Here is a 23,772-nt window from a genome sequence, read left to right on the forward strand (position 1 = left end):
CAAGTGGGGGAGTTTGCGCGACCACAGGTGGGGGAATTTGAAGTGACCGTCCGGGCCTGGCTGTTGAACAGGTTCAGCACGTCAAGCTGAATTCCCCAACCATCCGAGGTACGGTAGCCGATGCGGGCATTGAAGACTTTGGTCGCGGTCGAGCGAAAGGCATTGTCTTCCGTCAGCGGGGTTGATCCGAGATAGCGCCAGCGCAAGGCGCCGAACCAGCCAGTCTTTTCGCGAGCGTGATGCCGGCGGAGGCGATCATCGCTGGCGCGTTCGGAACGTAGTTGCCGGGCGCGTTGCCGATCTGGGCAAGCGGATAGCCGGCCAGCGAAGCATAGGTCGCGGCCTGCTCACTGTCATACGCTTCGAATGAAGCTACGCGAAGCCGATGGCGGAGACATCGTGCTCAATGCCGGCGCGTACATTATCGTGCCGCATGGTGTCGACCATTGCCCGACTGCGGAGCCAACCTGCGAGGTGGTTCTTCTGGAGCGCAATAGCACGGTAAATACCGGTGACGTCGAGAACGATCGCACTGTTCGAGACCTGGAGCGAATCTGAACCTTTAGGCGCTATCCCATGCCTTTGTGCTTTCGGCAGCAATCCTGGACTGACGCGCGGCCACCAGCAGTCGACGAAAATTGAGCATTTTTGCTACTTCAAGAGGTTTGCGATTGCACACGCCGGATCATGATCTCCACCGTCAAGGGATGGCGTTCGCCGTCGATTACGCGCGTATGAGCTGGAAGCCAGCATGCTTCTTCGAAAAAAAATGGCCCGGCATAAGCCGGGCCAAGATGGAAGCGCCGATGTCGACGCTTGGTCCAGCGGGAGGGCTGGATTCGGATATCTCAAGGTCGATGAACTTCAGCTTCAACACCTTCGAGCGGTTGAAAAATGTTCGAGCGGAGAATTCCGCGGGCACGCGGCTCCGTTCCAGCAACACGCGCGGTAGTATATTATAAATATCTTACTGGCAAGTGCGGCCACGCCGAAGGCGGAACAATTGTTGGAGATCGCGCGGCTTTATCCGCCTTCGTTGATGGTGATATGCCTAAGCGGCCCGTATCGAGGAAAGAAGCTATCGACCTCACCCCTCAGGTGCTCAGCCCGACTGGTCAACGCCTGCGCCGAGTCCAAGACCTCCACCGCAGCACCGCTTGCAATCTGCGTCGCTTCGCTAACACCGAGCATGTTTGTCGAAACCGTCTCAGTGTGAGCAGCAGCCTGGGACACGTTTTGGGCGATTTCGTCGGTCGCAGACGCTTGTTGCGTTATGGTGGTGTTGATGAGCGCAGTGGTGTCTCCTATGAGGCCGATTGTACGCTCGATCCCGACCATGGCATCAACAGTCTCCGAAGTCGCCTTCTGGATTCCGTTGATCTGCGACCGAATCTCTTCAGTGGCAAGGGAGGTCTGTTTGGCGAGTGATTTGACCTCCGAAGCAACGACTGAGAAGCCGCGACCAGCTTCACCCGCGCGAGCAGCCTCTATCGTGGCATTTAATGCTAATAGGTTCTTCTTCCACAAACTTACCTTTTGGATCGTGGAAATCTTCGAAAGCCTTTTCTTTGCCCACTTCCGCGATGTGCTGGACTGCACGTTCGACCAGCGCCTTCGCTTGCTCGGGCGTACCACGCTCTGCAGACATAGCCGGCCCAGTCAACGCCAGTACGGTCGCGACGATTGCTACAACCCAGGTACGCATCATTTCCTCCGAAGCTTAATGGATGATCATTGTTGCCGCCGTGGCCGGCTGCCGGCACCTCACTTCATAGGTCCGGCGCTTCCCGCATCCTCACTATCCGCGAAACGCGTTAAGATTTCGTATTTTTATGACATCCTACTAAGATATCACAGACGGATCTTTCAGCTTCGTTCGCAATGCGAACGAATTGAAGGAGCTACCGTACCGGCTATCCGCTTGCTCGAACGTCGGCTTGCGGCGGACACGGGTAGGCGAAGGGAGTAGTCTACTTTCCGCTTAGTCCCGCAGTTTACCAATCGCCTCGGTCAGTTCCGGAACCGCCTGATACAGATCCGCGACCAGCCCGTAATCCGCAACCTGGAAGATCGGCGCGTCTTCATCCTTGTTGATCGCGACGATCACCTTGGAATCCTTCATGCCGGCGAGATGCTGGATCGCGCCGGAGATCCCGATCGCGATATAGAGCTCCGGCACCACCGCCTTGCCGGTCTGGCCGACCTGCCAGTCGTTCGGCGCGTAGCCGGCATCGACCGCGGCGCGCGAGGCGCCAACGCCGGCACCGAGTTTGTCGGCGAGCGGCTCGATGTATTTGGCAAAGTTCTCGCGGTTCTGCATCGCGCGGCCGCCGGAGACGATGATCTTGGCCGAGGTCAGTTCGGGACGGTCGCTCTTGGCGACTTCCTCGCCGACGAAGCTGGAGAGGCCGGGATCGGCCGCCGACGGCGCGTTCTCGACTGAAGCGCTGCCGCCGTCGCCGGCTGCGGCGAAGGTCGAGGTCCGCACCGTGATGACCTTCTTGGCGTCCTTTCGATTTCACCGTCTGGATCGCATTGCCGGCATAGATCGGCCGCTCGAACGTGTCGGGCGAAACCACCTTGATGATCTCGGAGACCTGCATCACGTCGAGCAAAGCGGCGACGCGCGGCATCACGTTCTTGAAGCGCGAGGTCGCGGGCGCGACAAAGGCGTCATAGGACGGCGCCAGCGCCACGATCAGCGCGGCCAGCGGCTCAGCGAGGTCGTGGGCATAGGCATCGGCCTCGGCCTCGGCGAGCAGCACCTTGGTGACGCCGGCGAGCTTCGCCGCCGCCTCGGCCGCCGCCTTGGTGCCCTGACCGCCACCGGCGACCAGCACGTGAACCTCGGCGCCCAGCTGGGTGGCCGCGGTCAGCGCCTTGTCGGTGGAGTCCTTGAGGACTTCGTGTTCGTGTTCGGCAATCAGCAACGTCGTCATCAGAGAACCCCGGCTTCATTTTTGAGCTTGGACACCAGTTCGGCGACGTCTTTCACCTTGACGCCTCCCTTGCGGCCGGGCGGTTCGGAGGTCTTGAGGACCTCGAGATGCGGCGTGAGATCGACGCCGTAATCGGACGCGTTCTTGTCGTCGATCGGCTTCTTCTTGGCCTTCATGATGTTGGGCAGGCTGGCGTAGCGCGGCTCGTTCAGCCGCAGATCGGTGGTGACGATCGCCGGTCCCTTGAGCTTGATGGTCTGCAATCCGCCGTCGACTTCGCGGGTGACCTTGAAATCGGAACCGTCGACCTCGAGCTTGGAGGCGAAGGTCGCCTGCGACCAGCCGAGCAGCGCGGCCAGCATCTGGCCGGTCTGATTGGAATCATCGTCGATCGCCTGCTTGCCGAGAATGATCAGACCCGGCTTCTCCTCGTCAGCAATGGCCTTCAGGAGCTTGGCGACCGCGAGCGGCTCGACATTGCCCTCGACCTTGACCAAGATGCCGCGGTCGGCGCCCATGGCAAGACCGGTGCGGATGGTTTCGGACGCCTGCGCCGGACCGATCGAGACCACCACGACTTCCGTCGCCTTGCCCGCCTCCTTCAGCCGCAGGGCTTCCTCCACGGCGATTTCGTCGAACGGATTCATCGACATCTTCACGTTGGCCAACTCAACGCCGGTTCCATCGCTTTTGACGCGCACTTTGACGTTGTAGTCGACCACTCGTTTAACCGGTACCAGGACCTTCATCGTCTTATCTTGCCTCAACAAACGAACGCTCGACCGCGTCGTACTCGGTGGAACCAAACCAGTTCCTCTTCCTCTGAGCTCGACCTTTTTTCAACCTACGCATCCACCGTCAGCGTGGTGAAGCACTGACAATATCGTTTCTGCAGCACTCTTCAGTTCTGCCGCGGACCACGTTCCATCCTCGACGCTCTCACGAAGACGCGTATCCGCCAGGCGGCCCGCCGCCTCCTACGCTAATAGTTCACGAGCGATCACGAGGCGCTGAATCTCACTCGTTCCTTCGAGGATACGAAGCACTCTCGCCTCGCCCAGGAGGCCAGACACTTCGTACTCCTCGAATACGCCATATCCGCCGTGTACCTGTAGAGCGATATCAGCCACTTCACTCGCCATTTCGGTGGCAAAAAGCTTGGCCATCGACGTCTCAAGTCGGAACGGCCGTCCTGCATCCGCCAAGCAGGCGGCGTTGCGTATCATCAGCTCAGCTGCATGGATCTTCGTCAATCCGTCAGCTAGAGGAAAGGTTAGTCCTTGGTGATTGAATATCGGTGTCCCACCGATTTTGCGACCCGCCCCATAGACTTTGGCGAGATCCATTGCCTTTCGGGCGAGACCAAGTCCCGAGGCCCCCACCAGAATTCGACCGAGGCTCAACGTCGTCAGTATTTGCTTCAATCCATCGCCGCGGTTGCCGACCATATTTGACTTCGGCACGCGACAGTCATCGAGGAACAGTTCAACTGAATCTGCAATCCGCCAGCCAATCTTTCGGCCTGGCTTACCAACCTTGAAGCCCGGAGTACCGACTGGAACGACAAACGTCGAGAGCCCCTTGGGACCCAATTCTGGATCGGTGACCGCCACGAAGGTCGACGCGCCATGCAGAGGAGTGCCCGCATTCGTGGAGAACACTTTCGAACCGGATAACACGAAAGAGTCACCATCCTCTACAGCCCGCGTCTTGATGCTGGCTACATCCGAGCCGCCGCTGGGTTCGGTAACGCCGAATGAAGCAATGAAATCGCCGCGGCACAAAGGCTCCAACCACTTCCGCTTCAACTCGTCGGACCCATAACGCGCGATCACGCTCATCGGCGCACTGTTACAAAGATAGATCGCAGCGAAGCCGGGTTCTGCTCGCGCCAATACTTCGGCAACGATAGAGGAGCCTCGCGCGCCAAGTCCGCCACCCCCGAAGTTGGGATCGTAGGCCGTCCCCATGAAGCCAAGCGACAGAAATTCCTTCACCAGGTCAGTCGGGAACTCGTGGCGGTCTACGAAGGGTTTGATCTTCGGACGGATTGCTCCCGCCGCAAATTGGTCGAGGCTTTCCTTCAGAAGCGTCTCTTCTTCATTGAGGTCGAGCAGCATCGATCGAGTCCTTTTTGTTCAAGATTTTGGCGTTCAGCGCTTTCGGAACTTATCGAGGGTCGCTTGGGCAGCCTTTTCCCGACAGTTGTCCAGGAAAAGACGATTGGCCTCGAAGTCCATCGCTTCGGCATCCTGCATCAGATAGCTTGAAAAGAAGCGTTTGGTGGCCGCGACGGCAGGTCGGGGCAGAAGGGCGAGTTTGTTGGCTACGCCGATGGCGCTCGAAAGCGCCTCGCCATCATCGCAGCAATAATCTACTGCGCCGAGAACCCGCGCGTCGTCAGCCGTCAACGGCTCGAGGCAGAAACAAAGATGACGGGCCTTAATCAAACCCACTCTAGCCACCAGGGACTTGATTCCCCAGGGGGTAAGCCACCCGTGCGGTACCTCGGGCAAGCTCCACTTCGATCCGCGCCCGGCGACGACGACATCGCAGCTCGTGGCTAGTGTAAATCCGCCACCAATTGCAAACCCTTCAACAGCGGCGACGACTGGCTTGCCGATGAATCCGATCAAGCGCCCCAAATCGCCGCATTCCTGCTCAAAGCGACCCATGGCTTCGAGTCCGAGCGCTCCGATAAACTTCAGGTCGCTGCCGGCGCAAAAACCAGGAAGAGCGCCGACGAGTACGATGGCCCTGACGTTGTCGTCGCGATCCAATTCCAACAGGGCCGCCTTCGCCTCATCGACGAGTTCTTGATTCATCGAGTTGCGACTTGCAGATCTGAGCAAGCTGACGACCGCGATCGCGTCTCGGTTCTCAACTCCAACAGCTTTGCTATTTTCACTCATGAGCGACCCACCGATATTCGTCACGCGCCGAGATACATCTGCTTAACCTCAGATGTTTCCGAGAGCTGCTTTGCTTGACCCGAAGTTACGATGCTGCCCGATTGAAGAACGTATGCGCGGTCCGCACATCCAAGGGCCATTGCGGCATTTTGTTCTGCCAGCAGGATAGTAAGCCCTTCGCTCGCTAGCTTGCGGATGATCTGCCCGAGTTCCTCAATGATGATTGGCGCAAGACCCAGCGTCGGCTCGTCGAGCAGCATTAATTTCGGACGAGACATCAATCCTCGTCCGATTGCCAGCATCTGCTGTTCGCCACCAGACATCGATCCAGCTCGCTGCGTTCTTCGCTCTCGCAGGCGCGGAAACATGGAAAAGATGCGCTCCATGTCTCCATCGACCTGATCTCGGTCGGGACGATGGTATGCCCCCATCAAAAGGTTTTCGTGGACCGATGATCGTGGAAATATCTGGCGACCTTCCGGAACGAGCACCAGACCACACCTCACGCGGTCAGCGGTCGATTTGGAGGCTACGTCACCGCCCTCGAAGGTGATTCTGCCCGAATTGGCCTTCTTTAGTGCGGCGAGCGTACGCAATGTCGTCGACTTGCCCGCGGCGTTCGGTCCGATCAGAGCAACAACCTCTCCACGCTGGAGTCCGAAAGATACTGCTCTAAGCACTTTGTGCTTGCCATAGCTGACATTAAGATCTGCAACTTCAAGCATGTTTCTTGCCCAGATAGGCTTCGACGACGGCACTATTGTCCAGAACATCAGTGGTCTTGCCGACGGCAATGATCGCTCCGTGATGCAGCGCGATCGCGCGATCGGCCAATCGGCCCAAAAACCCCACCTTGTGATCGATGATGCACAACGTGACCCCGTGCGTTCGCAGATCGCGCAGCACTGCATCGAGATTTGAGATTTCGTCGTTACCGAGACCTGATGCCGGTTCGTCCAGCAACAGCAATTCTGGTTCGCAGACCATTCCCATGGCCACGCCGAGCATTTTCTCGCTGCCGTAGGATAAGGCGCCTGCTACCTCGCCGCGCTTGTCGGCTAACCTACACAATTCAAGCATCTGATCGATTTTTCGGGTCAACACACCGTCCAACTCGCCGGGCGTGCCTCGTAGGAGCGTTAACACACGGCCGATGCCCAATGCGCGCTTGATGTGGAGATGACAGGCGATGCGCATGTGTTGCGCAACAGTCAACTCAGGGAAGAGCTGCGGATTCTGGAAGGTCTTGATCAGCCCCTGTTGAGCGACTTCGAAAGAAGCGAGCCTGCCAATTTCATTACCCTTCCATAGAATGCTGCCTTCTGTCGGCTGAAGGATGCCGGCGATCAGGTTAAGCGTGGTGGTCTTACCCGAGCCGTTAGGACCGAATATTCCGACGATCTCTCCTCGCTCAATTCCGAACGATACATTAGAGACCGCTGTCAAGCCGCCGAACCGCTTGATCAAACCTTGGATGTCAAGCAGCATTCTTTCTGCTCCCGAGCAGGCCCACGATGCCTTTCGGCATCACCAGAATGACGAAGATTAGAATGGATCCGTACAGCCCGATGCGCAGTTCCGCGCTCAAGTCGATGACGTGTGGAAGCGCCGTCAAGATGACAGCGCCGATCACAGGACCGATCAATGATCCGACGCCGCCGAGCAAGACCATGGCGATTATGTCGAGCCCAAGCGATATCGATAGGTAGTGCGGTTCGACGAAGCCTGAATAGAACCCGTAGAACGCGCCCACCAGACCCGCAAGTACGCTGCCAACCGCAAAGCTCAGGAGCTTATACTTGAAGACGTCGATACCAAGCGTTTCGCCGAGTTGGTCGTTCAGGCGGATCGCAGCCAAGCATCGTCCGATCCAAGATGAGAGTATTCGCTGACAAACGACATAAACTATGACCAGGAGTGCGAGTGTGAGGTAGTACCAAGCGATGCCGCTCGATATCTGAACGGCGCCCGACGGCGTCCACAAGCTTGGCCTGTCGACAACGGTGATGCCAAGGGAACCGTTCGTTATTCCGTTCCAATTCAAGATGACAAGCCGCAAGATTTCGGAAAACGCCATCGTGACAACAGCGAAGTAGAATTCTTTTAGCTTGAACCGAAAGCAGATCGTTCCCACGATCAGCGACAAGATCAGAACGACGGCCAATGCCGGAACCACGGCCAACCAAAAATTCCAACCGAAAGCCGTGACGAGAATGGTTACGATGTAGGCCGATACGCCGAAGGACGCGGCGTGGAACAGCGACAATTGGCCAGTAAAGCCGAAGATCAAATTGAAACTCACCGCAAGCGACGCAGCCATGAAGCCATAGATGGCAATGGCGAGAATAGAATCACTGTGAACGGCGAGAGGCGCGAAAAGTGCAATAAGTAATGCGGTGGGAGCGGCGTACTTCATGACCGATCTCCGAAGAGTCCGCTCGGGCGAACGAGTAGAATCGCGATCAAGAAGACGAGACCGTAGGCGTCCCTAAACGCGGACGGCAGGAAGACGGATCCGATATTCTCGCTGACGCCGAGAATAATGCCACCACCCAATGCTCCGATAACGCTTCCGATACCTGCGAGGATCGCAGCTTCTACAGCTTTGAGCACATATCCGGAGCCAATCGTTGGATCGATGGAGTACATGCTGGCATAAAGACCCCCGCCGAGGCCAGCGAGCGCCGTGGAGTAGACCACGACGATCGTTTGTAGACGGCCAGTGCGAATTCCCATGAGCGCAGCCGCCTCCGGGTTCTGGGCATAGGAGAATGCCGCGCGGCCAAGCCAGGTACGCGTGAGGGCGAAGTAGGTACCGAAAATCACGGCGAGAAACACGCCGCAAACTGCGACCTTTATCTTTGGCAAGATCAAACCTCCGACGTGCAGGGCGCCGGGCAGCACGTAGGTGAGATCCCTGGGCGTAGTCGTGAAAGCTGCCAACACGAGGGCCTCGAACACCGAGATCATGCCGATCGACACAAGCAAGCCGTTAACGAGATTGCCTCGAGTGAATTGAAAAAGCGCCCGATCGCAGAGATACCCGATGATACCGACCGCGATGACAGCACCAAAAACGGCCGGCACGTAAGGCCAGCCGAGCACGTCGTACAGGTACCAGGTCGCATAGGCGCCGAGCATCATAAATGCACCGAGTGCGAAATTGACGATGCCTGTAAGCCCAAAAGTAAGCGTTACTCCTAGCGCGATGATGCCGTAGAGCGAGCCGACGATCACGCCGTTAAGCAATTGCCCAATTATTAACTGCGACATGTACCTTGGGTCCGTTCTCGGAGAAACACAGCAAATCGTTGAGGAATCGGCTCCCCCGGAGAAAACGTGCCGGAAGAGAGATGCGCAACGTTCCCGATTAATCGTTGGTTGGGTCGTATTTGACGACCTCGACCGATCCGCCCTTACGCACGTGCACGACATCGAAGCCGAACACTTCCTCCCCGGTCTTGTCGTATTTGATCTTCCATAATCCGTCGTAGGACATGCTCAGCAATGCAGTACGGATCTTGGCGACGTCATCGACGGTACCAGCGCTCTGCATCGCTTGAACGAGCATGTGAACGTGGTCGTAGCAGGACGATGAACACAAAGGCGCTTGATCGTAGGGGAATTCGCGATTGTACGTCTTTTTGTAGTTCTCTATGAACGCTTTGACCTTCGGCTCGGTCTTTTCAGCTTGCTCGAAGTACTTGGGGACGTAGGCTATGTAGTCCTCAATAGCGTCCTTGTTCTTTAGTGCGGGGCCGATCGAGCCACGAACTAGGAAGAAGCGATTCGCAAACCCGGATTCCGTTGCCTGCCTTACGATGTCATACAGGACTGCATCAGAATAGCCCGGGAATAAAAAGTCCGGCTTGCCGGTGGCGAGTTTCGCGAGCACCGCGCTGAAGTCTTTCGTGCCCGGTTCAAAGAGTTCGACCTTGAGTTCGATGCCGGCATCCTTGAAGAGCGCGGTATAGATGTCTACTGCCGTTTTGCCGAAGGCATCGTTCTGGAAAAGCATCGCCACCTTCTTTGTGTCCTGCTTTTTCAAGTAGTCCACCATCAACTTACCAAAGCCAGATGGACCCGCATCCCAATTCCAAGTCCGGAACAGATAGTCGTGATCGGGCTTTCCAAGCGCGCTGTGCGCGGAAGTGGCGCCCGCGAACAACAGGAATTTGCCATTGTTCTGCTTGGCGATTGGCTCGATGGCGTTGAAAATGTTCGTCAGGAATGGACCGAAAACGAAGCGGACGTTTTCTTCCATCAACTTGCGGAACTGCACGGTGGCCTCGCGCGGTTCGCCGCGCGTGTCGGCCTGGGTCAACTGCAACTTGTAAGTCTTGTCGCCGACCTTAAAGCCACCCTTGGCGTTGATCTCTTCGACGGCGAGTTTCGCTCCTTGGGCCGACATCCACCCATAGGTGGCGGTTGGGCCGGTGAGCGCCTCGATCTGTCCGATTTTCACGACGTCTTCGGCGCGTACATTCGTCGCCCCAAGCAGGCCGAGCGCCATGAAACCAGACAACAACAATCCCTTTGACCCGAGCATGTTTCACTCCCTGATACGCCTGTATTGCGTCTGTATTATCTTTGTGACGTACTAGTGATATCTTACAGGCGAGTCAAGATGGAGAGCTTGGATGCGACGGTAAAGCCTGAAAGCCGCTGCGCTCGGGACGACAGATCAGGAGCGCCGATAAACAACAAAGTGGTATAGAATTGGCGTTGCTCGGTTGACTTGGCGCTTCCAAGTTCTTCAATGCGAATTCCGCTCTCTTGAAAGGCTTAGATATCCGATGGCTAGGAAACCTGCGATCGATCCAACGACGGAGTCCCTGGCCGACGCCGCCCATCGACGCATCGAAGAGATGATCGTCACGCTGCAGCTTCCTCCCGGAAGCCGCTGGTCCGAAGAAGGACTGGCCGACAAGATCGGGATCGGCCGTACCCCGGTCCGCGAAGCGATAAAGCGCCTACAGGCGGATTATCTCGTCAGCATATTGCCGCGACACGGCTTGATGATCACCGAGATCAATCTTCACGAGCAGTTGCTCGTCATTGACTTACGCAAGGAACTCGAACTGTTCATTACAGGGAGAGCGGCACGGAGAATCATGGCCGCGGATCGCGAGCGGCTGCTTGCAGCGGCAAACCAGATCGACGCGGCCGGCAAGCACGGCCACGTGGAACTATATCTTCGTGAGGTTTTCAAAGCCAATCAGCTCCTCGCGAAAGCGGCCGGCAACCCTTTTGCGGCTAGATCGATCTCACCTCTCCACGCAATGTCCCGCCGCTTCTACTATAAGTATGAGTCGGAACTGCAGAACCTCGAAGCCATGGGTAAACTGCACGCCGAACGTGCGCGTGCCGTTGCGCGGCAAGACGAGCGAAAGGCGCTCGGCCATGCCACGGAGTTGATGGACCAAGTCGAGAGTTACACGCGTAGAATTTTTGAGTTGGGCATCGGAACACGTGTGGCCTGATTCACGCAGGACAATCGGGATCGCTAGCCGACCTCCGCCTGGCAAGGTGTGTCCGAGAAATACTCCCCGTCCATGAGCTTGAGATCATCCGCCACCTTCCAAGGTGCAAATTCCATCTGGCCAAGCACGTCTTTGCGAACGTCGATCCCTGGAGCAACTTCCGTAAGGATCAGGCCCTCGGCCGTCACATCGAACACCGCTCGCTCTGTGATTAAGCGAGCTGTCTGGCCGCGCTTTACGCCACCGATCACGGAATAGGTTATTTGTTCGGTCTTTTCCACGAACTTGCGCACCTTGCCTTCCTTGACGATACGGAGTTTACCTCCCTCGAATGCGACATCCAGTCCGCCGGTGGTGAAAGTGCCCGCGAATACAAGCCGCTGCGCGCTTTCCGCGATATCGATGAAGCCGCCGGCGCCGGGATTGGCGACACCGAATTTGGAAACATTGACGAGGCCACTCTGGTCAAATTGCGCAAAGGACAAAGCTGCGAATCGGCATAGGCCGCCGTCGATGGCATCAAACTGATAGGTCCCGTCCATGATGGCATCCGGATTGAGATTGGCCGAGAATTGCCAACCCGACATTACGATGCCACCGTATGAACCGTGCTCGGTCGTGAACCAGTAGTCCTTTAGGCGCCCGCCGTTGAACATTCCCTTTTCGGCCATCACCAATGGCACATCGGTCGCCGCACCAAAGCCAAAGATTGACAACTCCCGCTTGCGAACCTCTCTCGCGGCCCGCAGGGCAATAACCTTGTCGGCTGTCATCGGTATCGGCGGAAGCTGCGACAAAGGAAGGCGTGTTCCGGCGAAATACGCCGGCTCAAATTCTACATCGGTCGTCATCATCATCGAGGGATCGACCACGACCGCGTCCACGAATAGTCCAGGAATCCGCACCTCGGAAGCCGGACGCGTCCCATAAGGCACGGCTCGGCGGACCTGAGCGATAACACGACCACCGTGTGCCTTGGCCGCCAGGACGAGGGCAATATTGGATGAGACCAACGCCTCGCTTTCGAACGAAAGATTACCTTCCTCGTCCGAGGAAGAAGCGCAGACAAAAACCGTGTCGAGGCTCCAGGTCGGATAGAACAGATATGGCTGTCCTTCAAATTCGATCCTCCGAACCAAGCCATCCCGCGCGCGCTCGGTGAACCTGCCGCCTCCGTTTTGAGGATCGATGTAAGTTCCAAGCCCGATCCGCGTCATATAGCCGGGGCTACGACGCGCAACTTCGCGCAGCCAATGCATGGTTGCGCCGATTGGCCACGAATAGGCTTCAATCTTGTTTTCGCGGATCAGACGCATGAGTTCTGGGCGCTTACCCGTCGCCGGATCAACAGGATTGACGTAGGATCCACAAACGATGCGCTTCATCAATCCTTCCTGCGCGACGTGGTCCATACCCTTGATGCCCTGAGCATCGCCAGTTCCGACCGGGAAATAGAACGTCAAATCTTTCGGACTTACCGTCTCGCGAAAGCGCTCCCCTAGCGCCTTGAGCAGCGCGTCCGGCGTCACCCAGCCGATCACACCAACGCAGCCAACCGTAGATCCGTCCGGAATTGAAGCGACCGCGGTCGCAGCATCGACAATCTTGCTCACGCCTTCACCTTGAAACGTTCGAGTGTTTTTACGGAGCTGGGTGTTTCGCAGTTCGCTGCGAATTCCCTGGACGCGACTTCGTCCAGACGCTCGGCGTCCGCCATGATGAATGGTTCAAAAAATCGCTTGGTGGAGGCGATCGCCTCCGGTGGTACCGCAGCGAGGCCGTTGGCTATACCGAACGCATGGTCGAGCGCAGCGCCTGGCTCGACCACATCGTCGACGAGGCCGATGCGAGCCGCTTCGATACCGTCGATCGGTGCGACGCCCCAAGTTAAGTGGCGCGCCCGAACGGCGCCGACCCTCGCAACCAAAGCCGTAAGGCCCCATGGTGGCAACCAGCCGTTCGGCGCCTCCGGCAAATGCCAACGTGCCGTCGATGCGCTGACGACGATGTCGCAGGATGCAGCAAGGATAAAGCCTCCGCCGAGGGTGTATCCCTCCACCGCGGCGATGACAGGCTTCGCGCGATAGCCGATTGCTCTCGCGAACCTTGCTGTCTCCGCCTCATGCCGACACATGTCTGCGATGGATAGGCCAGCCAGTTCCTTCAAATCGCTGCCAGCGCAGAATGCCGGTGACGCCCCCGCCAACACGATTGCCTTTACTTGGTCGTTTCGTTCGGCGTCGCATAGGGCCTCGCCAAGCTTTCTCATCAACTGCGATCCCAACGCGTTGCGGCGCTCAGGACGATCGATCGTGACGAGCGCGACTTCGCCCCTGAACTCAGACTGGATCATTTGCGATTTGTCCTTCAATCAATCCGAGCGCCGTCCGCGTTCAACAACGCTCGGACGTCTTTGCCGTCGATTGAACGAGGTGCCAGCTTCTCACGCACTGCTACAGCGGCAGCGAGCCCAATTGCATGCCCATACGAGAAGCATTGAGCAGTCACGCGCGCGGAAGCCACCGCTTCGTGCTCTGCCGACAAACACCGACCCGCGACCAACAACCCCTCGCCGCGTTCGGGCACGAAGCATCCGTAGGGAACCTCGTAATAGTCATTCAGTAACCACTCGACCTTGGGCTTGTCGCCCCTATGCAGTTCGATCGGCCAGGGGGAGACGGCGATGCCGTCCGGAACTTTTGTGCCTCGTACGACGTCGGAGTTCGCAAGTCGCTTCACGCCAGACACCTGACGGGTCTGCCTCACGCCAACCTGAACTCCAGTATCGTTCAGGAAAGCCCCTTCGCAGCCGACGAGATTGTCTCGGAAGAAGCGCGCATATTCACGGGCTTGCAGGCGCCCTTCAATTTCCGCGTCGGTGAAGTCCTGATAAAATAGCGTATTAAGTTCTCGGCCATCCGGACCGATGACGCGCGTACAGTTGCAGAGTAACTCGCCAGGGCGAGTGGTCGGAAATAGCCAGATCTTGGCACGCGGGAGCCGATAGTCGCCAGCGTTGTGCTTGGCCCGGATCATTGCCGAGACCTTTTCCGGCATGATGGTGTCTACGCCGTATTCGCCGACGAACCGGTCAACATCTACGCCCATCATCCTGAAGATCATTGTTGGATTCTGAACCGCACCGTTATCGCCGACGAAATTCGGAAGTCCTGCCATCGCTACGATATCCGCATCACCGCTGGCGTCGATGATGATTTTCGCGCGCGCGTCGACCGGTCCTTGCTTCGTCCAGACGCCAATTCCTTCAATTTTTTCACCTTCCAATCGCACGGCCTGCGCGTGGGCATGAAAAATAACGCGGACTCCGACTTCGCGAAGCAACGCATCGGCAACTTCGCGCCAAACTATTGGATCGTGAACCCGAGCCCATGTTTTTCCATAGAGCAGCGGATCACCGAGCCCACCCCTCGCCTCCAACCGTTGGCAAAATTCATCGGCGAAGCCGAAGACGATCTGTTTGGGACCCGCCGTGACATTATTGGTAGCTTCGTACAGCCCACAAACCGTACCAGAGAGGCCGGCGACTGCGCCGCCACCGCAGAATCCGTAGCGCTCGATTAGAGTCACGTTGAGACCCTTGCGCGCGGAAGCCACCGCTGCGGCGACACCGGCCGCACCGCCCCCAACAACCACAACATCGCTATCGAGACGGATGGAACTGCGCGCGTCCAAGCGTCAAACTCCCTTATGGGTCTTAGTACATCATTGATATATTACAGATGTCCTGTGGATACCGCAAGCAAAATATCAAGAGATGTGTGCTCAATCTTGCGAGGTTGCGCCAACTGAAAAAGTCGAAATTTGTTGCACACGTGCGGCCAGGACAACTTTTGATTGTTGGTAGCCTCGTTATGAACACTGAGACCCCCGAGAGGCGGCAGATAAAAGTCCGCGCTCCGAAGATTGAACTTCACCAACTTCGATATGCCGTGGCTGCAGCAGACCTTGGAAGTTTTCGACAAGCGGCCGAGGTGTCGCTTATCAAGCGATCCACTCTCAGTCGCTCCGTACAACAGTTAGAACACACGGTTGGCGTCCGCCTTTTTGAGCGTTCGGGCAACGGCGTTCGTGCAACTCCGGCGGGCCGCGCGTTCTTGAAAGCATCACGCTCTATATTGAAACAGATGGATGTCCTTGAGGACCTTGTTGATGTCGGCCTTTGTGAGGTCTTTGGCCCTGCGGGTGCCAATCAGCGGAATGATGTGGCGTTCGATTCGGCCGGTGTCGGTTACGATCGTTGAAGCTTTTTTCGGTCTCCCTCCTTTTCCAAGTATGAGACCCGCCTTCAAGTCGGCAAAATATAGGTCGCAGAGCTCCTTGACGACGATCGCCTTGTGATCGAGCTGGCGCTCTTGGGCGGGGTTGTCGCCTTGAGCCACACGGCCGAGTTGGACTTTCGCCTCTTGCCTAGCTGTCTCCGGTGCCCAAATGCCATGTAGTCCGACGGTGTAGCGGCGCGAGCGGCCCGCAGCCCGATACTGGATGACATAGCTTCGCTTGCCTGACGCGAAGATGCGGACTCCGAAGCCCGGCAATTCTTCGTCCCCTTCTTTCGGACCTCTGCGGCGTCGACGACCCTCTTCGTGACCTTAGCCATGCGCTTGCTCCGTCCGTGACCGGATCTCGCGCGTAAGCACCGCGTAAGCAGGCGGGCGGAAATCGCGTCGAACTTTCGGATACGTACGTCGCTTGCGCTGTTGAAAATATCTTGTTATTACGGACGGATGCCGTACCATGGCGTGCCCTATCGCAATATTCGGATGGGCAGGTTAAATTGCTCCCGAAGGTGGAGGCCACACGTTCGAAGTGTCGGGTGCGCCATCGTTCTCGTGGCAAGTGAGCCAAGTTCTTTCCTTGAGCAAACGCATCTAGGCTTTGCACACCGCTAGATCGGCCGTGCGCTCTAATGGAATGACGATTGCAACTGCGACGAACTTGCGGGAAGAGAGAATTTTTGATGTCTCTCGGAACGCAACGCGCGGGACGCGCCCTGCAATGGCGCGTCCACGGTTCCCGACGAATGGCGGGACGAACCTTTCAGTAGATCGCAAAAACTTTTCGAATGGGTTCGGTCACATCCCAACGGCCGGTCCAACCAGGGGGAAGAACGACTAGATCACCCGCCGTGATGGTGTGAGCCGTGCCGGTGATGTCATCGGTGATTGTTGCGGTGCCTGACAGGATGAATGCCACCTCGGTGTCTGGGCGATTGTTGACGGGCCAGCCTCCGGGTTGGCATTCCCAGATGCCGATGTTTCCGCCTGCGTTCGGAGCAATCCTCAACAGGCCGAGCTGAGGGTCGCCTTTGTCCGCTCCGGGCCGTTGACCGGCGGGCGGGAGATGGCCGGAAGCGACATCGGTGCTCTTGATAAAGGTCATTGCGGTCATTTCAGTCCCTTTCGTATCTGCGACGTCGTCAGTGTGCGCCGGTCAATGACTCGAGCACGTGGGCTATTCGGGAGGGGCGCTCCGCCAGACGCTCCTCGGCGTCTCCGAGAGCCGCAGCATAGAGCCCAAGATTCACGCCAAGCCAGCGAAAAGGCTCAGGCTCCCACTGTGGCGACTGATGATTGACGATAGGCAGCTGGTTGATTTCGTCTTCCCGTTCGAGGATGAGATTCCGGAGAACGCGCGCCGCAAGGTTGCTGGTCGCGACACCGTCTCCAACGTATTGACCTGCCCATGCGACACCATTGGTACGATCAAGTCCGACAGACGGATGCCAATCGCGCGGAACTCCAAGCGCACCGCCCCATCGATGGGTGACACGGATCCCGCTGAGGCGAGGAAAAAACTCGATCATCGCTGCTTGGATTTTCTCGTGCACGGCATCCACGGTGTCGTACTTAGACGAGATCCTCGAGCCGAAGTGATAAGGTGCACCCCTGCCTCCGAAGACGAGCCGCCCGTCCGCCGTCACTTGCGAGTAGGTCCGCAGATGGCGCATATCATTGAAGGCGATACGATGATCGAGCTTCAACTCAGTTCGGAGATGTTGTGGCAGAGGTTCGGTGGCGAGCACCAGCGAGTACAGCGGGATGAGGGCGCGACGATACTCCTTGAACTGCGTCGTGAATCCCTCGGTCGCGCGAACCACGATATGAGCCTGAACCTTGCCACCGGGGGTGATGACGCCGCCTTTGCAAAAGCTGGTTGCCGAGGTGTTCTCGTATATGCTGGCGCCGAGAGCCTCGACGGTGCGCGCGAGGCCGCGAACGAGAAGGCCAGGATGAACGACAGCGCAATGTTCGGTGTACAGTCCGCCGACGCATCCCTCGGCTGCTACCAACGCCGAGGCCTGCTGTGCATTTAGGAGCCGCCACTGATGCGTAAGGCCAAAGGCCTCCGACGCCTGGAGGGCGGCGCGGGCGCGACTAAGTTGCGCGGGCGACCTGGCCAATGACACAAAGCCTTGTTTGGAATATTTTGCGTCAATGCCCTCGTCGCGAAGAACGCGACCGATCTCGTCAACGGTTTCATTCATGGCTGCCTGAAGCGCGAGCGCGGCGGCGTGCGAGGAGAACTTGGCGACGTGCTGCAGCGAAAGCGGGAACATTGCGGATGCCCACCCTCCGTTGCGGCCAGACGCGCCGTATCCCGCATACTCTCGCTCAATGACGATCACGCGCAGGCTCGGCTCAGCCTTCAACAGGTAATACGCGGTCCAAAGACCCGTATAGCCTGCGCCGACAATCGCGACATCGGCGTCGATATCGGCGTCCAGCGCCTTTCGGCGCTCTGTGTCTTCATGCCAAAGGGGGACGTTCGGCAGACAGGTTAGGGCTTGGCTAACGGCCATTTTAGGAATCCGAATTTGAGGCTCGCAGGCTTTCCATAGGTGCTAGAGGCGCGACACCAGTACGTCCATCGAGCACTTCTACAAAAGAGGTCGAAGCTGCTATACAATTGTCTAAACAGCCCGCGGATGCCTCGAGGTATTTTCAGCAGATGATCACCGTGAACGGCCTCGTCGCCATCGATACTCTCGGCCTCGTTTTTCGGGCTGGCGGCGCGGGTGGTAATCGTCTGGTTACATGGGCGCACGCCTGCGACTTGCCCGATCCTTGGAGATGGGTCGCTGCCGGAGACTTGGTAATGACAACGGGTGCCGGCATCCCGACGGATCCTGTCGAGCAGGCCGATTGGCTCTATCGTCTGGCCGATACGAACGTAAGTGCGCTTGTGGTGGCGGCGCGAGCCGATGCCCCCCAGATGCTAGACCAGATGTTGGCCGCCGCGGACGCGCGCAAGTTCCCCGTGCTCGAAGCAAGCTTCGAACTCGAATTTGTCAAGCTCGCGCGAAGAGTGATCGAGAGCGCACTGCAATCACAGCGCAATCGGCTCGAGGCAAGTCAACAGTTGTTCCAGTCGTACACCTCTGCGCTCCGGGAGCGTAACGATTTCGAGGGTCGTCTGGCCACGCTTGGTAGACGTGAAGAGTGGCACGTGGAAATCCGCGATCCGGTCAGCGGCGACCCGATCGCCTCGTCAGGCGAGCCTCCGGCTGGCGGCGGAAGGCCAGAAACCGCGGACATCCCGGGCCGCGGGCGCGCGGTCTTGACGGTGCGCCATCGCAAGGAGAACAAGATTATCGATCCGCTCCTGGTCCATTATCTGGCCGGATTGGTCGCGGTCGAGCTTGAGCAACAGGCGATCGAGCGAGATCATCGCCGCGCCGAAGGCGAGATCCTCTTGCGCGATTTCCTGAAAGGAGCGGTAGATTTCGCCGCCGCCCGCGCGGTGCTCGAGCGGAGAGGTCTGCACGGGCCACTGGTCGCTCTCGCCATCGATCCAATCGGCTCGGCTTCGTGGGATCCGCAAGAGATCCACCATGCGTATGCGTTGCGTTCGATAAACCCCTTATTGCTGCGAGAAGATGTCATGATCGCGGTCGTGCCCGATCGGGAAGATCTCATCCGGACGATAGTGAACGCCATGGGCTCGGAATCGAAGGCGGGAGTGAGTCGACCAATCATTGGCGCCCACTTCCTAGAGAGCGTAAATCAGGCCAGGCTTTCGCTTGCGCGTGCGCGCGAAGGCGAAGTTTGCCTGGTCAAATACGGATCAACCGAAACGCTCACCGCCTTGGCACCCAAAACGCTCGCCGAGGCGCGCGACCTGGTGGATCGATACTTGGGTCCGCTGATCGAGTACGACCGCGATCATGACACATCGCTTTTGGCTACTCTCACCACGTTTCTGACCAATGACGGTAGCTGGAAGGTGACCGCGGCCAGCTTGAGCATTCATCGCCAGACCCTCGTCTACAGGTTGAGAATGATCGAGCAACTGACTGGATTGAGACCGGCTTCAACCTCCGGAACGACCGCCTTCTGGCTTGCGCTGCAAGCTGGGCAATCGGCGGGATTGCTGCGCGCGCCATGAGAGAAACGTTCGCAGAAAGGCCGATGAAAGGTATAGCAAGGGCTGGAGATTTCACGAGTGATGCGGAACAACCATGATCGGCTCAGACATTGACCCTGCGCGTCCGACGTAAGCTGATCCGTTTGGATCCTACAGGAGCTCGTCTAGATCCGATCTCCCGAATGAGCTGTATTCGCAGGGAAAGAGGAAGGAAACTGCCGACAGCGAGGAAAGAAGGAGGGTCGGCTTTTCGGAGTCAGAGGAGGAACAGGTTCAGTTGGCCGGGCTTGGTCTCAGATCGACTAACAGATCCTTCGAGTCGACCTGAGCACCGGGACCGACGAACAGCTCGGCGACCGTTCCATCGTGCGGCGCGTGCAGCATAGTCTCCATCTTCATGGCTTCGAGGGCAAGCAGCACATCACCGGTCTTGACCTCCTGATCCTTGACGACATTTACAGTCGATACCACACCGGGCATCGGCGCAGCGATGTGGGCCGGATTCCCGCTCTCGGCCTTCCGGCGTGCTTTGACAGTGGCGGCCGCGGCCCGATCAGGAACGGTGATGACGCGTGGCTGCCCGTTCAATTCAAAAAATAGCTCGACTTGCCCATCTTCGCGCGGCTCGCCGATCGCCACCAGCTGCACGACCAGTGCTTTGCCCCTTTCGATTTCCAGCGTCACCTCGTCACCAATTTTCATGCCATAGAAAAATACGGGCGTCGGCAGTACGGATACCGTACCGTACTTGCGCTGGACTGCGACAAACTCGGTGAAAATCTTCGGGTACATCAAATACGCGGAGAGCTCGTGCTCATTGAGCGCACGGCCGCACAATTTTTCTGCCTCCTCGCGCCGTTGAGTGAGATCCGCATCGGGCAGAAGCGATCCCGGTCGGACGACGATCGGCACCTCACCCTGCAAGGCTTTCTTCTGCAAGGCTTTCGGCCATCCTCCCGGTGGTTGGCCTAGATCGCCGCGGAGCATCTCCACGACGGAGGCTGGAAACGCGATATCGCGGTCCTCGGCGGTGACATCCTCCGACGTCAGTCCCTGTGATACCATCATCAAGGCCATGTCGCCGACCACCTTCGACGATGGCGTCACCTTGACGATATCGCCGAACAGATCGTTGGCCGCACGGTAGGCCCTCGCAACATCGTGCCAGCGCGTCTCAAGCCCCAGAGATCGGGCCTGCTCCTTCAGATTGGTGAACTGGCCGCCTGGCATCTCATGCAGGTAGACCTCCGAAGCGCCGGCCTTGAGGTCGCTTTCAAAAGCCGCATACTGGGACCGTACCTCCTCCCAGTAGAAGCTGATGCGGCGGATGGCATCCGGACTAAGACCGGTGTCGCGCTCGGTACGCGCAAGCGCTTCGACGATCGATCCAAGAGTCGGCTGCGATGTCGTTCCGCTCATGGCGTCCATCGCCGCATCGATCGCGTCTACCCCAGCTTCCACGGCGGCAAGGATCGTGGCTCCCGCAATGCCTGAGGTATCGTGTGTGTGCAAATGGATCGGCAGGCCGATCTCCTGCTTCAGTGCGGAGATCAGGACGCGCGCCGCGGCGGGCTTCAACAGGCCTGCCATATCCTTCAGGCCGAGAATGTGAATTCCAGTCGCCTCGAGCTCTTTCGCAAGTGCAACGTAATACTTGAGTCCGTATTTGGTGCGGTTGGGGTCGAGGATATCGCCGGTATAGCAGATCGCCCCCTCCGCCAGCTTGCCGCTTTCGACGACGGCGTCGATTGCGACGCGCATATTCTCGACCCAATTCAGACAGTCGAAAATGCGAAACAGGTCCATGCCGGCCTTCGCGGCCTCACGGACGAAATGCCGGACCACGTTGTCCGGATAGTTGGTATATCCGACGCCGTTCGCGCCACGGAGCAGCATCTGAGTCAGGATATTCGGCACCCTCGCTCGAAGATCGGTCAACCGCTCCCATGGATCTTCCGAGAGAAAGCGCATTGCCACATCAAATGTCGCTCCGCCCCAGCACTCGACCGAAAGGAGCTCCGGCAGCCCGGACGCATACGCTGGCGCAACCGTGACGAGATCCTTCGTGCGCATCCGTGTCGCGAGCAGTGACTGATGTGCGTCGCGCATGGTCGTGTCGGTCACCAGCACGCGCTTTTGCGCTTTCATCCAGCCCGCAAAGGCTTTGGGGCCGAGCTGCTCCAGCAACTGTCGGGTTCCCTTCGCCGGAGGAGTTGTGAATTGCGGCACGTTTGACGCCGGCGCACCAGGGACCGGCTTAACCCGCCCACGGGTTTCGGGATGGCCGTTCACGGTGACGTCGGCGATCCAGGTTAACAGCCTGGTCGCGCGATCTTGGCGCCCCTTGAAATCGAATAGCGCGGGCGTCTCGTCGATGAACCGCGTGGTGTAGTCGTTCGCGCGGAAACGTGGATGGCCAATCACGTTATGCAGAAACGCAAGATTAGTTGCCACGCCGCGAATGCGATACTCGGTCAGCGCCCGCGTCATACGTGCGATGACCTCGTCCGGTGTCGGTGCCCAGGCTGTGACCTTTTCCAGCATTGGATCGTAGAACCGCGTGACCACTGCACCGGAATAGGCCGTGCCGCCGTCGACGCGGATGCCGAACCCCATCGCGCCGCGATAAGCGGTGATCCGGCCGTAATCGGGAATGAAATTGTTTTCCGGATTTTCGCTTGTGATCCGGCACTGCAAGGCGTGACCAAACAAGCGGATATCTGCCTGCTGCGGGATTCCGGTCTCGGCGGCTTCGCCGATGCGACCGCCACCAGCGATCCTGATCTGGGCCTTGACGATATCCAGACCTGTCACAACCTCAGTGACCGTGTGCTCGACCTGGATGCGCGGATTGACTTCGATGAAATAGAACTGGCCGGTTTCGGCGTCCATCAGGAACTCGACCGTGCCGGCGCCGACATAGTCTGTCGCCCTGCCGATCTTGAGCGCGGCAGCACACAGTGCATCACGCGTCTGCGCATCGAGATATGGAGCCGGGGCCCGTTCGATGATCTTCTGGTTGCGCCGCTGAATCGAGCAGTCACGTTCGAACAGGTGAACCAGGTTGCCAAGCCGGTCTCCGAGGATCTGCACCTCGACATGGCGTGCACGGCGCACGAGCTTCTCGAGATAGACCTCGTCTTTGCCAAACGCCGCGCGCGCCTCGCGCTTTGCGCTGAGCACCGCATCGACGAGGCGGTCCTCGCTTTCGACGGGCCGCATGCCACGGCCGCCGCCGCCCCATGAGGCCTTGACCATCACTGGATAGCCAATGGCCTTGGCCGCGGATAAGATTGCTTCCGGATCGTCGACCAAAGGATCGCTTGCCGGCATGACCGGCACTCCGCAGGAGATTGCGAGATTACGCGCTGCTACCTTGTTGCCGAGCGTGCGCATCGTCTCAGGGGACGGACCGACGAACACGATGCCTTCGCGCGCGCAGGCATCGGCGAACTCCGGGCTCTCGGAGAGAAACCCATAGCCCGGATGGATGGCGTCGATGGCGTGCTCTCTGGCGACCTTGATGATTTCGTCGACCGAAAGGTAGGCCTCTAGCGGTCCCCTACCCTTGCCGATCTGGTAGGCTTCGTCAGCCTTGAACCGATGCAGGGAGAGTTTGTCCTCCTCTGCATAAACGGCGAATGTTCGCAAACCCAACTCGGACGCGGCTCTGAAGATTCGGATTGCGATCTCCGAGCGGTTTGCGACAAGAAGATTTCGCATGGCCCGCAAGTCGGTCTCGATTACCATCCTTAGCCTGCCGCCACAGCTTTGCGAATGGCTCCAAGACCCCGGCGGCATTTCATGTTCCGATCTCCCTAGTGGACGACGACTTTCTAGTTGAAAGGTCGATTTGTTTTCCTGCAAAGTTGCGGAGCGGGAGCTCAGCGGATGCAGAAATTCAGCGCAGTTTGGCGCTGAGACGCAGAATTCTCAACACCGACGTCAAAAATGGAAATGACGACCCTACTGAGCTCACTCGAAGTTCTGCGGATCCGCTAGCAGTCTGCTGAAGAACCCCCTCGCCACGGAGTGGGCTTGATGATTCACTTT

At 58.2% G+C, this 23,772-nt stretch carries 20 protein-coding genes and 3 pseudogenes; 4 read left to right on the plus strand and 19 right to left on the minus strand.

The window, feature by feature from the left end; genetic code table 11:
• A pseudogene (locus CP49_RS46595) lies at positions 1 to 373 on the minus strand (TonB-dependent receptor domain-containing protein); the annotation flags it as partial.
• On the opposite strand from CP49_RS46595, the gene CP49_RS40965 reads away from it, so the two are divergent.
• Complete coding sequence (locus tag CP49_RS40965; protein WP_245311125.1) at positions 367 to 558, plus strand: cupin domain-containing protein; 192 nt, start codon at positions 367 to 369, stop codon at positions 556 to 558. The pseudogene CP49_RS46595 and the gene CP49_RS40965 overlap by 7 nt on opposite strands.
• Before the next feature lie 465 nt (positions 559 to 1,023).
• Here the strand turns inward: CP49_RS40965 and CP49_RS40975 are convergent, their stop codons facing one another.
• From CP49_RS40975 to CP49_RS41020, 11 genes and pseudogenes are all read right to left on the minus strand, one after another.
• Entirely contained in the window at positions 1,024 to 1,527 is a 504-nt protein-coding gene (locus tag CP49_RS40975) for a methyl-accepting chemotaxis protein (protein WP_276326878.1), read from the minus strand.
• Positions 1,469 to 1,705, minus strand: coding sequence for a hypothetical protein (locus CP49_RS48505; protein ID WP_245311126.1), 237 nt, complete (start codon positions 1,703 to 1,705; stop codon positions 1,469 to 1,471). Before CP49_RS48505 ends, CP49_RS40975 begins: the two co-directional genes overlap by 59 nt.
• 276 nt (positions 1,706 to 1,981) lie before the next feature.
• A pseudogene (locus CP49_RS40980) lies at positions 1,982 to 2,939 on the minus strand (electron transfer flavoprotein subunit alpha/FixB family protein).
• Complete coding sequence (locus CP49_RS40985) at positions 2,939 to 3,688, minus strand: electron transfer flavoprotein subunit beta/FixA family protein (RefSeq protein WP_057855757.1); 750 nt, start codon at positions 3,686 to 3,688, stop codon at positions 2,939 to 2,941. Before CP49_RS40985 ends, CP49_RS40980 begins: the two are co-directional and overlap by 1 nt.
• Before the next feature lie 228 nt (positions 3,689 to 3,916).
• On the minus strand, positions 3,917 to 5,059 hold the full coding sequence (locus CP49_RS40990) for an acyl-CoA dehydrogenase family protein (RefSeq protein WP_057855758.1): 1,143 nt from the start codon (positions 5,057 to 5,059) through the stop codon (positions 3,917 to 3,919).
• A 33-nt stretch (positions 5,060 to 5,092) separates the two neighbouring features.
• Entirely contained in the window at positions 5,093 to 5,851 is a 759-nt protein-coding gene (locus tag CP49_RS40995) for an enoyl-CoA hydratase/isomerase family protein (RefSeq protein WP_057855772.1), read from the minus strand.
• Positions 5,852 to 5,871: 20 nt separating this feature from the next.
• Positions 5,872 to 6,576, minus strand: a complete 705-nt coding sequence (locus CP49_RS41000) for an ABC transporter ATP-binding protein (protein ID WP_057855759.1) — start codon at positions 6,574 to 6,576, stop codon at positions 5,872 to 5,874.
• Positions 6,569 to 7,339, minus strand: a complete 771-nt coding sequence (locus CP49_RS41005) for an ABC transporter ATP-binding protein (protein ID WP_057855760.1) — start codon at positions 7,337 to 7,339, stop codon at positions 6,569 to 6,571. Before CP49_RS41005 ends, CP49_RS41000 begins: the two co-directional genes overlap by 8 nt.
• Positions 7,329 to 8,267, minus strand: coding sequence for a branched-chain amino acid ABC transporter permease (locus CP49_RS41010; protein ID WP_057855761.1), 939 nt, complete (start codon positions 8,265 to 8,267; stop codon positions 7,329 to 7,331). The genes CP49_RS41005 and CP49_RS41010 overlap by 11 nt, the downstream gene beginning before the upstream one ends.
• A complete protein-coding gene (locus CP49_RS41015) occupies positions 8,264 to 9,100 on the minus strand; it encodes a branched-chain amino acid ABC transporter permease (RefSeq protein ID WP_245311127.1) in 837 nt (278 codons plus the stop codon). Before CP49_RS41015 ends, CP49_RS41010 begins: the two co-directional genes overlap by 4 nt.
• Before the next feature lie 121 nt (positions 9,101 to 9,221).
• Complete coding sequence (locus CP49_RS41020; RefSeq protein WP_057855763.1) at positions 9,222 to 10,400, minus strand: ABC transporter substrate-binding protein; 1,179 nt, start codon at positions 10,398 to 10,400, stop codon at positions 9,222 to 9,224.
• A 247-nt stretch (positions 10,401 to 10,647) separates the two neighbouring features.
• Between CP49_RS41020 and CP49_RS41025 the strand changes: the two genes are divergently transcribed.
• On the plus strand, positions 10,648 to 11,334 hold the full coding sequence (locus tag CP49_RS41025; RefSeq protein WP_057855764.1) for a GntR family transcriptional regulator: 687 nt from the start codon (positions 10,648 to 10,650) through the stop codon (positions 11,332 to 11,334).
• A gap of 23 nt (positions 11,335 to 11,357) precedes the next feature.
• On the opposite strand, the gene CP49_RS41030 is transcribed toward CP49_RS41025, so the two are convergent.
• From CP49_RS41030 to CP49_RS41040, 3 genes are read right to left on the minus strand one after another with little or no spacing between them, the layout of a single operon-like run.
• Positions 11,358 to 12,947 (minus strand): acyl CoA:acetate/3-ketoacid CoA transferase, encoded by a 1,590-nt coding sequence (locus CP49_RS41030; protein WP_057855765.1) that lies wholly within the window; start codon positions 12,945 to 12,947, stop codon positions 11,358 to 11,360.
• Positions 12,944 to 13,687 carry an enoyl-CoA hydratase/isomerase family protein gene (locus tag CP49_RS41035; protein ID WP_057855773.1) on the minus strand — a complete coding sequence of 248 codons (744 nt, stop codon included), beginning with the start codon at positions 13,685 to 13,687 and terminating at the stop codon, positions 12,944 to 12,946. Before CP49_RS41035 ends, CP49_RS41030 begins: the two co-directional genes overlap by 4 nt.
• Positions 13,688 to 13,701: 14 nt before the next feature.
• Positions 13,702 to 15,027, minus strand: a complete 1,326-nt coding sequence (locus CP49_RS41040; protein WP_057855766.1) for an FAD-dependent oxidoreductase — start codon at positions 15,025 to 15,027, stop codon at positions 13,702 to 13,704.
• Positions 15,028 to 15,206: 179 nt separating this feature from the next.
• Between CP49_RS41040 and CP49_RS44130 the strand changes: the two genes are divergently transcribed.
• Positions 15,207 to 15,596: a LysR family transcriptional regulator gene (locus tag CP49_RS44130; protein ID WP_082646500.1), complete on the plus strand. Its 390-nt coding sequence runs from the start codon at positions 15,207 to 15,209 to the stop codon at positions 15,594 to 15,596.
• On the opposite strand, the pseudogene CP49_RS41045 reads toward CP49_RS44130, so the two are convergent.
• From CP49_RS41045 to CP49_RS41055, 3 genes and pseudogenes are all read right to left on the minus strand, one after another.
• Positions 15,483 to 15,952, minus strand: a pseudogene (locus CP49_RS41045) (integrase arm-type DNA-binding domain-containing protein); the annotation flags it as partial. The gene CP49_RS44130 and the pseudogene CP49_RS41045 overlap by 114 nt on opposite strands.
• 440 nt (positions 15,953 to 16,392) lie before the next feature.
• Positions 16,393 to 16,743, minus strand: a complete 351-nt coding sequence (locus CP49_RS41050; RefSeq protein ID WP_057855768.1) for a cupin domain-containing protein — start codon at positions 16,741 to 16,743, stop codon at positions 16,393 to 16,395.
• A gap of 28 nt (positions 16,744 to 16,771) precedes the next feature.
• The gene (locus CP49_RS41055) at positions 16,772 to 18,154 is read right to left on the minus strand and encodes an NAD(P)/FAD-dependent oxidoreductase (RefSeq protein WP_057855769.1); all 1,383 of its coding nucleotides are present in this window, start codon (positions 18,152 to 18,154) and stop codon (positions 16,772 to 16,774) included.
• A gap of 149 nt (positions 18,155 to 18,303) precedes the next feature.
• On the opposite strand from CP49_RS41055, the gene CP49_RS41060 reads away from it, so the two are divergent.
• Positions 18,304 to 19,740: a PucR family transcriptional regulator gene (locus CP49_RS41060; protein WP_057855770.1), complete on the plus strand. Its 1,437-nt coding sequence runs from the start codon at positions 18,304 to 18,306 to the stop codon at positions 19,738 to 19,740.
• A 252-nt stretch (positions 19,741 to 19,992) separates the two neighbouring features.
• Here the strand turns inward: CP49_RS41060 and pyc are convergent, their stop codons facing one another.
• On the minus strand, positions 19,993 to 23,469 hold the full coding sequence (pyc, locus tag CP49_RS41065) for a pyruvate carboxylase (protein WP_057855771.1): 3,477 nt from the start codon (positions 23,467 to 23,469) through the stop codon (positions 19,993 to 19,995).
• Positions 23,470 to 23,772: the final 303 nt, after the last annotated feature.

The sequence above is a fragment of the Bradyrhizobium valentinum genome, from assembly GCF_001440405.1.
GTDB lineage: Bacteria > Pseudomonadota > Alphaproteobacteria > Rhizobiales > Xanthobacteraceae > Bradyrhizobium > Bradyrhizobium valentinum.